The sequence below is a fragment of the Providencia sp. PROV156 genome (genome assembly GCF_028480905.1).
Lineage (GTDB): Bacteria > Pseudomonadota > Gammaproteobacteria > Enterobacterales > Enterobacteriaceae > Providencia > Providencia hangzhouensis.
Map to the genome: position 1 here is coordinate 1 of NZ_JAMPPE010000001.1, position 14,146 is coordinate 14,146.

The following is a 14,146-nucleotide window of genomic DNA, read 5'->3' on the forward strand; positions in this document are numbered from 1 at the left end:
GCTTTGTCAACAACCTCAGTTGCCGACAGCGGCAACTCTTTTATTAAGATAACCTATGCTAATTTCTTACTTACTTCTTCCTTGCAATGAGTGTTGCAAAATTTAATTTAATACGATTACCTTGTGAATCAGTGCGGTGTAAATGACCAGGGTTTTCGTTATATTTTAAAATATCCCAATCTTTATAATACCCTTCTAGCTCCCCTGGTTTTAAGAAGCATTTAAATGGCACTAAATCCAGCGGTGCATCTGGCGTTTCAACGGCACACACAATAACGTTAACTCCCCCTGGCAGGGTATGTTCTTGCATATTAGTAATAACATTGGCGATTTTTTCTCGCTGCAAAAACATTAGCACGACAGTGGAAATAATAAGTTCGTAGTTCTCTTGTATTTGGTGACTATTAATATCATAAACAGCCGTATGAATATTCTCTACCCCAGCTTGTTTTTTAACGAAGTCAATTGCTTGGATATGCTGAGGGTTGATATCTACCGAGGTCACGTCATACCCCTGCAAGGCAAGATAAAAACTATTACGCCCCCTTCCCGAACCTAAATCTAATGTTTTACATGGCTTACTCAGGTGATTCTCACACAAATAACGCACTTCTGAATGTGGAGTCGTTAACCCATGCTCTTTATAAAATTTCAGTTCTGGTTTGCATAAAAATGCCAGTTGGCATTCCATGTCATCACTACAAGCAGAAATACGATGCCAAACTTGAGGTTCGATAATAGGCGGCTGGTTATGAATATCAAAGGTAAAGTGTTGCTCGCTGCCGTCTTCATTAAAAATGATAAAATCTAAAGAGCCTTTTAGCACTTTCAACTGTGCGTATGTATCCTCTTTTGTATTATGGCGCTCTTGGAACATTAACGGCAAAGAAGCTTTATTCCAAACTGGCATAGTTTTGTAACACACGAGATCATTCATATCATCACCAATAAGTTGCATTTTAAATACATCTTATACCGTTCGTTTGCTATCTGCAAAACATTCATAAATTAATTATCGCGGGCTTGATTCATATCAACCCCCTATAGACCAAGAGGGCTGAAATGCTTCATGGGCTCAGTTAATAACCTAACTGTTCCGCACTTAACCCTAAGAATTCAAAAGGTTTTGTAACTACATAACTGTTGGTCGCATCCCCTGAATAGATATGGCTCTGCTCTTCACCAAGGTCCAGCTTTTTCACTTTTCCAGTTTCCGCTGAAAAGTCAATTTTTGCCAAATCAGTCCAAAAAATATTTGGAGTTAATGCTGACTCGAAAAAGTAGAGCTGGCGTTTATGGTCAACTAATGTCCGCCAACGTGTTGACGATATTTCAGGCGAATTTTCAGACGTCAATCCGTAAGGGACAGACACATTACGTACGACACTGAAAACACTGGCGACCGCTTTATTAGGCGTTGTTTTCTGAGGAATTGCATTAATATAAAACTGCGCGCGAGCAAATCTATCAGCGGAGCGGTTAGTCCCCGGTAACATTACAGTGCCGCCAATTCCTTGCCAATATTCCTGCATTGCTAATTGCTTCTCATAAGTCGGCGAGTTAGTCATAACTTGATACTTGCGACTGTGATGAATTACCTGCTTACCATCGATATATTCAATAATCGCGCTATCACCACTCGCATCTGATAATGATAAATGTAAAGTCGCTAACCTATCTTGTCCTGGCACATTATCTGTTGCGACTACGAGTGGATTCTTTTCTAGCTCAGCAACGGCTTCTTCCACTGTCGCATAGTTATCTAGAACATATTGCGCCCATAAAGATATCGACAACGCAGGTTGCTTATTATCTATTTGAGGATATTTTGATTCCGCGAGCCACAGTAAATTGGCAACCAGACCTTCCTCGTTCACTCCGTCCGTTGTTGAAATATCATAACCCGAGGCTATCACGCTGCCGTATTTTGATTTCCATTTTAAAGAGTTAGGCCCTGCAATGCCATCACGCTCCATCCCTCGAGGAAAGATCCATAGATTGGTACCAATATCGTATTTCCAATCCATTGTTCTTCCGGTCATTATTTGTTCATTTTCACCTAAATAAACAACTCGAGTACAAGCTTGGCTAACTGTAATCGGCATTGATATCGCAGCAGTTGCGGCAAGTGCTACGATACTTTTCTTAATAAATTGCATGCCATCTCCAAAATAGTTAAAAATAAATTTACATAATAAGCATACTACATAAATACGAATTATTTATGCTCAAAGAATAATGTATTAAAAAAAGTGCGATTAACACAATGAAATATAATAAATAATGACACAAAATGGCACCCATATTAACCAGTGCCATTTTGCTGGAAAGAATTAATTATTTACTGATGAAAATAAAGAACGTAGTAATGCAGCTTTTTTCTGATTATCAGGCATAGATAATATTTCATTATAGAAACTAATAGAAATACGGCACGCTAATGCAGGTGATTTCTTCCCTGCTTCTAAATTTCCAAGGATTGCGGTATCTTCACCATACTTTGCAGAAAGCCCACTAGCAAGCTGTGTTAATTCCTCAGAATACTCTTTTGGGGACATCAACGCCTGTTTTACACCAGCTTCACTTGAAATTAAGAGCTCATTGGTCGCTTGGATTTGTTTCAACAAAACAGCTTGGCTTTTTTGTGGTGGAATAATTTCCGCTGTTTCTCTTAAGTGCGGAAACAATGAATAAAAACACGTTTTTCCTGTTGGGTCTTCTTCTAATAAGATTTTCAGGTAATCATTCACTCTGCTAGTAAAATTAATTACGGAATCATCAGAAGCATATTCCATACGTTCTAGCACCAGCTTCATGACATTGCCAACAACCTGATCAAACAGTTGACGACGTAAATCTTCATTAGCTGGGTCGTATTGCGTGATTAGATGCTCAAAACTTTGATAGGTTTCAGGGCTTATTTTCTTCACCGTCGCGATAATCGGCAGTTCTTTTTCAACTTGGGCAAGTGCCTCTGAATGAATTGCACTATTATTTTCTGTAGATAACACATTATTATCTTTACTTAACCAATAAAAACCGAATGCGAATGCAATAAAAATAATGCTAACAATTAATGCGGTTTTACGTGAGTTATTTGTATTCAAAGTTACCCTGCCTTTTCTTAGTAAAACGGTTCCCACAAACACTTTCAAGCTACTTATATACTGTAGAATCCATCGCATATAATGTCATGGCATCTAAAAACAATAGTCATCACGGAGCTAGACTATTAATGCCACGAATTGACCTATAAAAAGTGATAATGTTTATTTTAGCTTGTATCAAAGTCGTCAAGCTATAGGAATAAGGGAAAATGCGAGGCTAAGACGGGAGAATTTGCCATAAATAAACAATTTAGAAAACGCTGGATATAAAAAAACCTTCAAGACTTGAAAGCTTGAAGGTTTATTATGATAAAAATCTTATTTAACTTGAACACCTTCAACTGAAATCAACAGTTGTGCTTCTTGAGATTTAGGACCCAAATCAGATTTGATGTTAAATTCTTTCAGCTTAATATTACCTTCAGCTTCAAAACCTGCACGGTATCCACCCCAAGGATCTTTACCTTCGCCCATTAATTTAGCATCTAATGTAATCGGCTTAGTAACACCATTTAAAGTGAAATCACCTGTGATTTTGTATGTTTCACCGTCTTTCTTCACTTCTGTTGAAACGAATTTTGCTTCAGGGAATTTTGCTGCATTTAAGAAATCACCACTGCGTAAATGTTTATCACGCTCTGCGTGGTTAGTGTCAATGCTGCCTGTCTTAATAGTTACTTCGACTTTATCTTTTGATGGGTCTTTTGCATCATAAGTGAAAGACCCATCAAAGTCTTTAAAACTACCATATACCCAGCTATAACCTAAATGCTGAATACGAAATTCAATAAACGCGTGTTGGCCTTGCTTATCAAATTGGTAAGTTTCTGCTAATGCTGAACCTGCCGTTAAAAAAAGTGCGCCAGTAGCCAGACCAAGAACCGTTTTCTTCAACATAATTATCTCCACGTTACTTATCGGGGGTAAAACCCAACATTCTTTTTAATGTAATATCACGATCAAAAAAGTGATGTTTAAAAGCTGCAAAAGCATGCAACACTGATAATAGAACCACTGCCCAAGCTAAATATAAATGAACTTCACCTGCTGTATCTGCTTGTGTTGCAGCACCAGTAAATAGTGCAGGAACCTCAAACCAATCAAATACACTGATAGGCTGTCCATCAGCGGTTGAGATTAAATAACCACTGATCAAAATACTGAACAAAATAATATAAATCAGAATTTGAACAATAATAGAGCTAGCTTTCGTTAATTTACTGTAGCTTGCTAATGGCTTCGGTGGCGGTGAAATAAATCGCCAAATCACACGAAATGCCATAACAATAAATAATAATATTCCTATACTTTTATGTATCTCAGGAGCTTGATGATACCAACTATCATAATAGCCTAGTGTCACCATCCATAAACCTAAAGCGAACATTCCATATACGACAATTGCGACTAGCCAATGTATGAGCAAAGAGATATGCCCATAACGACTTGCATTATTTTTCCATTGCATGATAAAAACCATTTAGAGAAGAAGGTAATATTTTATTAACTAAGCCGTAATAATCATAAGGTGAAATTAATTTTATTCCTATCCCAAAGTTAAACAAATATTTTGTTGAAGACATTCAAATACGATCAACATAATGAAAAATAGATTACTATTTGATTTTGTCTAGTTTTAATTATAAAAGTTGAATAAAGATTTTTCCAGTTTTGTAAATGGCCGTAACTAAATACTTAGTTCATTTATTTATTAATTTCAATTAAATCTAGCTTATTCCTAATAGATATAAGCTGTTATTCATAAAATAACATTTGTAGGTCTGCCTTTTTCCCCATACATTGGTATTCTTTCTTTTAACATTGCAAACTGATTGATAGGTTAAATACTATGTATAAACTTTGGATAGCAAATAAAAACTACTCTTCATGGTCACTACGTCCCTGGGTTTTACTAAAGGTATTACAGATCCCGTTTGAAGAAAATTTGTGTTTATTTGAAAACGGCAAAAGCAGCCATGAAAAATTCAGTCGTTTTTCACCTACAGGCTTAGTCCCTTGTTTAATCGATGAAAACCAAACAATATGGGATTCTTTAGCCATCTGTGAATATGTTGCAGAAGACTACCCTCAAGTCTGGCCAAAAGAGCGAAAAGCCAGAGCATGGGCTCGTAGTGCAAGCGCAGAAATGCACTCGGGTTTTAGTGCATTACGCCAGCAATGTCCAATGGACGGTACTCATAATTCGCCACTTAACAATATTTCAATTGAATTACAAACCGACTTAAATCGATTGCAGAAATTATGGCAGGATGGGTTAAACCAATTTGGTGGTCCTTGGCTTGCAGGTAGTGAATTTACGGCTGTAGATGCTTTTTTTGCACCAGTTGCCTTTCGAATTCGCAGTTATCACTTACCTGTAAACCCAGCTGCCAAACAATGGGTTGACCGAATTTTAGTTTTACCCGCAATGAAAGAATGGCATGAAGCAGGTTTACAAGAACCCTATATTGAACACTAAAAATAGGCTAATCGGGAGGCATTATATGCCTCCAGCTTTTATTTGATTAGTAAAAAATCACCTGCTCGAACATCAAAATTAATATTTAACCAATTTGTCGGTCATTCAAGCTACATTAGGTTGTTTAACAGACAAACAGCGGGCTATAATTTTTCATTCCACGGGTCTGCGGTCATAATATCGCCAAGTGGTGTGTGTAATGTAACCTGTTCATTTTTAAACCACTCAGCTAATGAAAACCCACCTTTAGGGGTTTCGATATGAATATCAATTGGGCAATAAGGAGTATTCGCCTTAATTGCAAACTCAGCAAAATCTTCTTTTTCTTGACGATGTGGACAGCGAATGACCACATCAAGGTCGCAGTCTGACAACATACTTTGGATATCTGTCGCTAAAGTGTAAGCACAACTCCCTGTTACTCCCCATTGCCAAGGCCATTTAGTCTGTGAAATGATCCATAAAACCTGCACTGGTGGTAAAGCGATAAACATTGAACGTTGTAGTTCCACCGAATTCGCCACCAAGGATTCCACATTCATAATGTGCGTAATTGCAGATTTTTCAATTTGTGTTGTAACGCGTTGGTGTGGCTTAATTCCTCTAATTGCAACAGTCAGTTTATTCTCATCCGCTTTATTTCGGTATACCGTCAACGGTAACTTACTGTTCCACTGTGAGCCGACCCATTCAGGAAGCGATTCTATCGCGACATCATTATTGCTGCCGACCCAAACAAAATCATGAGGATTGATTATTTGCATTTTATTACCTTTATGATTGCTACAACTGCTCTCCCCTATTATGCCTTTTTTGTCACATAAAAACAGAATATCGCAACCAACAATTCAACACATGCCATTTAATGGTAACTTGTCATAAATACTGAGTTCTCACCTTGAAATTTTATACCGTATATTATTTAATTACGTTATTAATTAATAGGTTAAGCCTCTATTTGTGAGCATCGGATTATGAGAACGTTTCCTGCTATCCACGATGGAATTATTTTTACCAGTTGTATGTTTTTTAGCGCCGCAACCGCTTTTGTGATCTTAGATGCACAAGCTGCGATGTGGGCAACATTCTCAACGCTGTATTCCTTTAATTTATTCAATGCAGCAAAAGAATATAAGAATTATGCCTATACCGCTTGTTGTTTATTGATGATTTTAGTCGCTATTTTTATCGGTGATACGTTACGCCTTGGTACCGCATATTATATTTATCTCGCCATTTTTTCGTTCATTTACTACCAATTGTATGGCACAGATCCTGCTATGGATTTAACCATGAAATTTATGATTATCATGTCGACAATTGGTACCATTTTACCTGATATATCCAAAAGCTTAGCGTTAGGGTTTATTATTGGTAGTGGAGTAACGTTAATTACGTATTATGTCCTTAGCCATAAAATGACACGCCATAGTGTAATAACGAGCGCTTTAGTTGAACAAAATTTGTTTACGTTGAGAAAAAATATTATCCCACGCTCAATGATTTATGCTTTGGGGCTATTACTCGCGCTCGCTATTCCTCGCAGTATAGATCTAGGGCACTTTTATTGGACATTACTGACCTTCGTTTTTGTATTGCATCCAAAATCACAAAGTATCGTTAAAATTACTTTGCAGAGGGTCTTAGGCAGTCTTATTTCTGTCTTATTATTGTATTTTTTATTCAATTTACCCTTTATGCCGTATATCGGTTTAATTGCAGTCGTGGTGTTCGCCTTTTTAATGCCGATGAGCTTTCATCACGGATATACGTTTATGACGTTTGTCGTGACAAGCTTAATTTTGTCCATTCTTGAGCTCGTTATATATTGGCGTCACCCAACCTATGAATTATTGTTTGACCGCGTTCTTGAAACCGCCTTAGGAGGAACCATCGCCATTATGACGAGTATTATTTTAAAGTTATTTAGAGAAACGAAATAAAATTAAGCATATTCCCCAATAAGAACGTTTGTTCTATACTCAAAAAGAACACATTGGGAAAACAAGTCTTAGTCCTAAAGCCTAGCCCTATCAGTATCATTATTCTTGAGTGAGGCACTCAAGCAAAGAGGAACTGAAGATGAAAATATCGATTATTGGCGCAACGGGTTTTGTCGGCAGAGCATTAGTCGCTGAAGCGTTGCTTCGGCACCACCAAGTGACGGCTATTTCTCGTCATAGTAATCAATTATTTCAGCACGCTCTTTTAATCACCGCCGCTGGTGATATTACAGATATCTCATGGTTAACCTCTCGGCTTAAAGGACAGGATGTCATCATCAGCGCGTTTAATGGTGGCTGGCAAAATCCGAATTTGTATCAAGATACCGTGGCAGGAAACCAGGCCATTTTACAAGCAGTACAAAAATCGATGGTAAAACGATTTATTGTGGTCGGTGGTGCAGGAAGCCTAAAAATTGCTTCAGGTATTGATTTAATTGATTCCCCCGATTTTCCTGCCGAAATAAAACCAGGCGCTCAAGCAATGAGGGAATTTAAGAACCAATTACAATCCATTGATTCATTGGATTGGACCTACATTTCCCCAGCCGCAATACTCGAGGAAGGAGAAAGAACAGAAACCTTCCGTCTTGGAGGCGAACAATTGCTGATGAATGGCAACGTTCCTGCGAAAATATCAGTTGAAGATTTTGCGGTAGCTGTACTTGATGAGGTAAATAATAGGCAGTTCATTCGCCAACAATTTACTGCAGCATATTAAGTTTAATCGAAAAAAAGCCGGTAAATATTTACCGGCAAAGATAGATAACAGAACTTAATTCACATATTTCTGCTTTAACTTACTTTTCACTATGTTTCGCTGCATAGATTTCACTATTCACCCAGTTATGGTCTTTTTCCCATGTAAATAACCACTTACGGGTTGGCCCTGCCATCACATTAAGGTAATAATTATCATAACCAGCCACTGTCGCCATTGGGTGATACCCTTTTGGTACCATAACAACATCTTTGTTATACACCGCCATACATTCATCTAACTCGCGATCATCCGTGTAAACGCGCTGCATACAGAAACCTTGGGAAGGATTTAAACGATGATAATAGGTTTCTTCTAGATAAGTTTCATTGGGTTCATTATCGGTATCATGTTTATGGCTTGGATAAGAGCTAGTGCAGCCTTCATCTGTAAAGACCTCCACGACTAATAAGCTATCAGCGGCTTTATCATCCGGCAAAATATTATGCACATAGCGTTTGTTATAACCATGGCCACGTTGTTCCGCACCAATATCATCAGGGCCAATTAAACGAGTTGGGTAAGTTCCTTTTCCTTTTGCCCTGCAAACTGCCAATTCAAGGTCGGTATCCGCCATGACCTCAGCAAACTCTTGCGCTGTAACATACACCGCATACGGCTTTTTACGCTCGAAAGGATCCATACGGTCACCAATATTTTCAAACGCTTGATTCGGTGTTTTAATTGTCGCTTTACCCGCCACCAGCACTAAGCACATTTCATTTTCAGAGGCAGGTAAGGAGATAGACTCGCCTTGTTTTAATTCATAAACATCAAAGTGAACATATCCCCAGTTAGCGATTTTCGGAGTGATATGCTGAGTTCGCTTATGTGCATCTGGAGCATGGTATTTCGACAATAATTTTGACATAACTTTCCTCTGACACTTTTTAGGTTCTAGATATGTAATTCTTTTCAGTTACTAACCGTTTCATCAATTAAACAGTTCAGTTTGTGGCTAGAGTCAGCAAACAAAGCTAACAACGCCACAGACTGAAATATGACGACGACGATTTAGATTAAGCCCGCATCCTTAGCAAATTTAGACAAATTGTTGTAACCCAATGTGGCATAAGTCAATGGATGTGCAATCGCAGGGTCTTGCTCTGCTTCGACCACTAACCAACCATTTTCATATTGGCTATTTTTCAATACTTTAAACACTTCTGGATAGTTAACGCAGCCATCACCGGGTACCGTGAACACCCCTGCTAATACTGCATCTAAGAAGCTGGTTTTACGGTTTTTAACATCTTTTAGGACATCTGCACGGACATCTTTGCAATGTACGTGATTGATCCGTTTTGCCCAACGTTTAGCCACTTCAACTGGGTCTGCACCGGCAAAGGTTAAATGCCCTGTATCCAGTAATAAACCGACCTCATCCCCTGTATGTTTCATTAAATTATCCACATCTTCTGCGGACTCGATCACTGTCCCCATATGATGATGATAGGCAATCTTAACCCCTTGAGATAAAGTATATTTTGCGAATTCGGTCAATTTTTTACCGTATTCTTCCCATTGGTCAGCTGGGAACAATGGGCGCATATGAACAGGTTTGTTTTGGTCGCCATGAATACAGTGAGTCACTTCCGCGAAAACCATCACTTTAGCGCCTAAATCACGTAGCAATGCTAAGTGCTCTTGTACCGCTTCAATTTCTTCTTCCACACTGCGAGATAATAATTCTCCCGAATACCAGCCTGAAACCAGTTGTAAATCATGCTGCTTTAAGATCGGCCCTAAGATTTCCGCTTTACGTGGAAATTTATTACCTAGCTCAAAACCAGCGAAACCCGCTTGACGACCTTCAGTTAAACATGTTTCTAGAGACGTTTCTGCCCCTAAAGTGGGTAAATCATCATTCGTCCATGTCAACGGGTTGATACCAAGTTGGATTGCCATGATGAAGCTCCTGTGTAGGTAAAAGTAATATTATTTACGCTGACGCCATAGGGCTATCAGGTTTAAGTAATTGGTTTTGATTTTCTGCACCAGCTCATCGTCATTGATTTCACCTTTCATCCACTCCAACGAAGGCTTACCAAATAAAGTGCGGCCAACAGCAAATCCTTTGACGATTGATTTCCCAGCGGCTGCGTTGAAGCCTGCTTGTAGCTCAGCTTGTGGTGCGTCAAGTCCTAAGAGCACGACACCGCGGCAATAAGGGTCACGTTCTTGAATTAATTGATCAACTGCATCCCAGTTTTCCGCTTGTAGTGGTGGCAATTTCCACCAATCTGGTTTTATACCTAAGTTATAGAAGCGTTTGATTGCGCGTAAATACAGCTCATCGTTGCGTTCCATATCTGCGGGCAATATCACCTCGAGCAACAATTCATGCCCTGATTGGCAGCAAGCGCTATACACTTCTTGAACCGTTTTTTCTTGCTCTAAGCGCAGTGGATGGTTGTCTTCTGGGTGAAAAAATACCAAACATTTGACAATATGCTCTTTTGGCCAGCTAATCAGCTGAGAGCCAATATTCCCATGCTCTAAGCATAATGGTCTTGATGCAGGTAGCTCAATTGGGCGGCCTATCCACCAACCACGGCCGGTTACATCATTCAATACGTCTTGGCCAAATGTACTATCACAGAGTAATCCTGCTTTCCCCTGCAGATTTGCCTCTTCGGCCACTTCACTGCTAGCGCGGTAAATCAATTTTTTCAGGGTTGGAATGCAAGAGATATCAACCCCTGCGAGGCGTGCCATATCAACAAATTGAATGCGGTGGTCAAATGCCATAACACAAAGTTCATTCCATTGTGTGCTACGTGAAGTCACTCGGTGCAAATGGTTAAGCATCGGGTCGAGATCTGGGCGTGGAACTGCAGCTGCACGCTCAAGGTAATTATCCAACTCGATTTTTGTTGGCATTGCAGGCGCGCAGCCGTGGCGCGAAACCACTAAAGCCCCGCAAGCATTCGCATAAGCACAGGCTTTTTCCCAACCATCGCCGTTTAGATAACCGCGAAGTAGGCCAGACATAAATGCATCACCGGCACCTAATACGTTGAGAACTTCAACTCTCACACCATGAACGGTGATCCCTTCGTCCAACGTTTCTGGGATCTCACCACTAAATACCGAGCAGCCAAGAGAGCCGCGTTTACACACCAGTTCCGCATCCGTTAATTGGCGAATGTTCTTAAGTGCTTGTACGGTATCCGTCGTCCCGCCTGCAATATGAAATTCTTCTTCTGTACCGACAATCAAATCGAACATCGATAATACGTCTTGCAGTTGTTGCGTGACACTATCGGAAGCAATAAAACGCGTTTCACCATCACCCAAAGAGGTCAGTCCCCATAAGACCGGGCGATAATCAATATCAATGGCTGTTTTGACATTATTACGTTTAGCATATTCCAACGCTTTTAGTACTGCCGCGCGAGTTTTCGGGTTAGATAAATGCGTTCCTGTAATTGCCAAGCAGCGTGCAGATGCAATATATTCTTCAGAGAAATCGTCTGGCGTAATCGCCATATCTGCGCAGTTATCACGATAGAAAATTAATGGGAAAGTATCCTGATCTTTAATCCCTAAGATAACTAATGCCGTTAATCTGTCTTTGTCTGTAATAAGATGGCTAGTATCACAGCCTACACGCTGTAACTCCTCACGTAAAAAGCGCCCCATGTGTTCATCCCCCACACGGGCAAGCATTGATGATTTCAATCCTTGTATTGCAGTGCCGAATGCAACGTTTCCTGAAGAGCCGCCTAAATATTTGGCAAACGAGCTCACATCTTCTAAACGAGAACCTATCTGTTGTCCGTACAGGTCAACGGCAATACGGCCCATACAGATAACATCTAACTTCTTCTGCTTATCCATTAATTACCCCTTAACTACAACAGAATTAATTGATTTCTTTAACGTTAACCCAACGTTGTTCGTCATATGAACGTGCTATCGCGTCTAATATTCGTGATACTTTCCAGCCTTCTTCAAAATCAGGCCACATTGGCTGCCCTGTTGCAACGCCATCAATTAAATCACGCACTTCAACTGTTTTTTGGTCATTGAAGCCAATACCATGACCTGCAGCATTACAAAATGGTGCATAATCCGGGTGTTCTGGCCCAACAAAAATTGTTTTAAAACCTTGGCGGTTGCTAGGTTCATCATGGCGATAGAGCTTTAGCTCTGCCATTCTTTCTTGAGTGAAAGACAACGTTCCTTTGGTGCCGGTCACCACATAGGTTAGCCCCATTTTACGGCCAGCTGCGATTCGTGAAGTTTCAATGACGCCCATTGCGCCACCAGCAAAACGTACCATGGCATGCGCTTGGTCTTCATTTTCAACCGTAACCATAACGGTTGAACCCGTTTTTTCAGGGCGCTGTTTAATCACAATTTCCATATCACCACAGACGGTTTCAATATCCCCTACTAGGAATTGCGCCATATTGATAATGTGTGCAGACAAGTCCCCCAAAGCACCTAACCCTGCTTTTTCTTTAAAGCAATGCCAGTGAATTGGAGCGCTAGGGTCAGCCATATAATCTTCATTATGAGTGCCATAAAAATGGATAACTTCCCCGATTTCGCCATTTGCAATGATTTCTTTGGCTAGCTGCGAAGTTGGGTTTTTCATATAGTTAAAACCCACTAACGTTAAGACGCCGGCTTGTTTAGCCGCTTCGACCATTTCTTTGGCATCTTCAGAATTGAGTGCTAATGGTTTTTCACAATAAACATGTTTACCATGCTTAATTGCCTCCATTGCCATTTCTTTATGTAGGAAATTAGGCGAGCAAATATCCACTACATCAATATTTGGATCTGCAACTAATTTGCGCCAGTCATCCGTTGCACGATTAAAACCCATTTCCTGAGCTCGGGTTTGTGCTAGCTCAGGGGTAATTTCTGCAATCATTTCGCGAACCAATTTCCCCTGCAATGGAAAAACGGTTGGTGCTTGTGCATAAGCAATGGCATGAGCTCGTCCTATATAGCCAGTACCTATCATCCCGATACGGATCTCTTTCATCTGTTCTACCTCTCGCTCATTTCTTGTAGTGCAATAGCTGGCCCAATATTCGTTCCAGATTTTATTTCAATAATGATGTTATACGGAACATTCGTTTCATTTTCAATATTATTAGAAACATTAATTTCATTATGTGATCTAACGTTAATTTTTAGTGTAATTAATTAATTTATAAGAAAATAAATATTAAATTTAAAGAAAGGAAAAATAATAGAGTCGTGATGAGATGGAATAAAATGAAATAGAATAACTAAAAATGAAATTTATTGAGAATGGGATCTGGCAAAGATCCCATTCTCTCTTCAAAACTAAAAATTAACGATGAAGAATACTTAAAAACTCTTCTTTACTTGAGGTCAGAGACAGTGCATTGGCAATAAATTCGTCACTAAAAATCAACGCAATTTCCCTAAGTACATCAATATGTTCCCTTGATTTTGCAATCACGCCTATGGCAATAAACATCACATTGGTTCTGTCCCAAATAACACCGTCAGGAAATTGAAAAATTTCAACACCGGTATGCAAGATAATATCATTGGCGGACTTAGGTAGATGTGGCAACGTGATGCCATTCCCCAAGAATGTTGATATCTGTTGCTCCCTTTCCGTTAAGAAATGTACACAATCCCTATCAACATAACCTTTATTTTTAAATTCCGTACCAACCATTTTGAGTACTTCAGCTTTATTTCTTGCCTGACAACCTAAATGCAAATTACTTGTGGTTAGTTGTTCTATCATATCCAACCCTCGATTAAGTTAATTAGGTATATTCACACCACCAATAAGTAA

The 14,146-nt window shown here is 39.4% G+C and carries 14 protein-coding genes; 3 read left to right on the forward strand and 11 right to left on the reverse strand.

Going from position 1 to position 14,146, the window contains the following annotated elements; all coding sequences use genetic code 11:
* Positions 1–70: 70 nt before the first annotated feature.
* The 5 genes from tehB to PSF31_RS00025 form a co-directional block, all read right to left on the reverse strand.
* Entirely contained in the window at positions 71–958 is an 888-nt protein-coding gene (gene tehB / locus PSF31_RS00005) for an SAM-dependent methyltransferase TehB (RefSeq protein WP_004262097.1), read from the reverse strand.
* A gap of 121 nt (positions 959–1,079) precedes the next feature.
* A complete protein-coding gene (locus tag PSF31_RS00010; RefSeq protein ID WP_004262105.1) occupies positions 1,080–2,159 on the reverse strand; it encodes a linear amide C-N hydrolase in 1,080 nt (359 codons plus the stop codon).
* Positions 2,160–2,333: 174 nt separating this feature from the next.
* Positions 2,334–3,107: a hypothetical protein gene (locus tag PSF31_RS00015; protein ID WP_036958473.1), complete on the reverse strand. Its 774-nt coding sequence runs from the start codon at positions 3,105–3,107 to the stop codon at positions 2,334–2,336.
* A 318-nt stretch (positions 3,108–3,425) separates the two neighbouring features.
* Positions 3,426–4,004, reverse strand: a complete 579-nt coding sequence (locus PSF31_RS00020; RefSeq protein ID WP_004262112.1) for a YceI family protein — start codon at positions 4,002–4,004, stop codon at positions 3,426–3,428.
* Between the two features lie 13 nt (positions 4,005–4,017).
* Entirely contained in the window at positions 4,018–4,575 is a 558-nt protein-coding gene (locus PSF31_RS00025) for a cytochrome b (protein ID WP_036958474.1), read from the reverse strand.
* A gap of 381 nt (positions 4,576–4,956) precedes the next feature.
* Here PSF31_RS00025 and PSF31_RS00030 point away from each other — a divergent pair, with 381 nt between their 5' ends.
* Positions 4,957–5,586: a glutathione S-transferase family protein gene (locus PSF31_RS00030; RefSeq protein WP_004262116.1), complete on the forward strand. Its 630-nt coding sequence runs from the start codon at positions 4,957–4,959 to the stop codon at positions 5,584–5,586.
* 143 nt (positions 5,587–5,729) lie between these two features.
* Here the strand turns inward: PSF31_RS00030 and PSF31_RS00035 are convergent, their stop codons facing one another.
* Positions 5,730–6,350 (reverse strand): malonate decarboxylase holo-ACP synthase, encoded by a 621-nt coding sequence (locus PSF31_RS00035; RefSeq protein ID WP_004262117.1) that lies wholly within the window; start codon positions 6,348–6,350, stop codon positions 5,730–5,732.
* Positions 6,351–6,560: 210 nt separating this feature from the next.
* Between PSF31_RS00035 and PSF31_RS00040 the strand changes: the two genes are divergently transcribed.
* Both PSF31_RS00040 and PSF31_RS00045 read left to right on the forward strand, forming a co-directional pair.
* Positions 6,561–7,529 carry an FUSC family protein gene (locus PSF31_RS00040; protein ID WP_004262118.1) on the forward strand — a complete coding sequence of 323 codons (969 nt, stop codon included), beginning with the start codon at positions 6,561–6,563 and terminating at the stop codon, positions 7,527–7,529.
* Between the two features lie 139 nt (positions 7,530–7,668).
* Positions 7,669–8,310 (forward strand): NAD(P)-dependent oxidoreductase, encoded by a 642-nt coding sequence (locus tag PSF31_RS00045; protein WP_096863199.1) that lies wholly within the window; start codon positions 7,669–7,671, stop codon positions 8,308–8,310.
* A 79-nt stretch (positions 8,311–8,389) separates the two neighbouring features.
* On the opposite strand, the gene iolB is transcribed toward PSF31_RS00045, so the two are convergent.
* From iolB to PSF31_RS00070, 5 genes are all read right to left on the reverse strand, one after another.
* The gene (gene iolB, locus PSF31_RS00050; protein ID WP_004262120.1) at positions 8,390–9,220 is read right to left on the reverse strand and encodes a 5-deoxy-glucuronate isomerase; all 831 of its coding nucleotides are present in this window, start codon (positions 9,218–9,220) and stop codon (positions 8,390–8,392) included.
* A gap of 143 nt (positions 9,221–9,363) precedes the next feature.
* On the reverse strand, positions 9,364–10,257 hold the full coding sequence (gene iolE, locus PSF31_RS00055; RefSeq protein ID WP_096863200.1) for a myo-inosose-2 dehydratase: 894 nt from the start codon (positions 10,255–10,257) through the stop codon (positions 9,364–9,366).
* Between the two features lie 30 nt (positions 10,258–10,287).
* Positions 10,288–12,192, reverse strand: coding sequence for a bifunctional 5-dehydro-2-deoxygluconokinase/5-dehydro-2-deoxyphosphogluconate aldolase (locus tag PSF31_RS00060; RefSeq protein ID WP_094961344.1), 1,905 nt, complete (start codon positions 12,190–12,192; stop codon positions 10,288–10,290).
* A gap of 25 nt (positions 12,193–12,217) precedes the next feature.
* Positions 12,218–13,351 carry a Gfo/Idh/MocA family protein gene (locus tag PSF31_RS00065; protein ID WP_004262126.1) on the reverse strand — a complete coding sequence of 378 codons (1,134 nt, stop codon included), beginning with the start codon at positions 13,349–13,351 and terminating at the stop codon, positions 12,218–12,220.
* 315 nt (positions 13,352–13,666) lie between these two features.
* Entirely contained in the window at positions 13,667–14,095 is a 429-nt protein-coding gene (locus tag PSF31_RS00070; RefSeq protein WP_004262128.1) for a PTS sugar transporter subunit IIA, read from the reverse strand.
* Positions 14,096–14,146 lie beyond the last annotated feature (51 nt).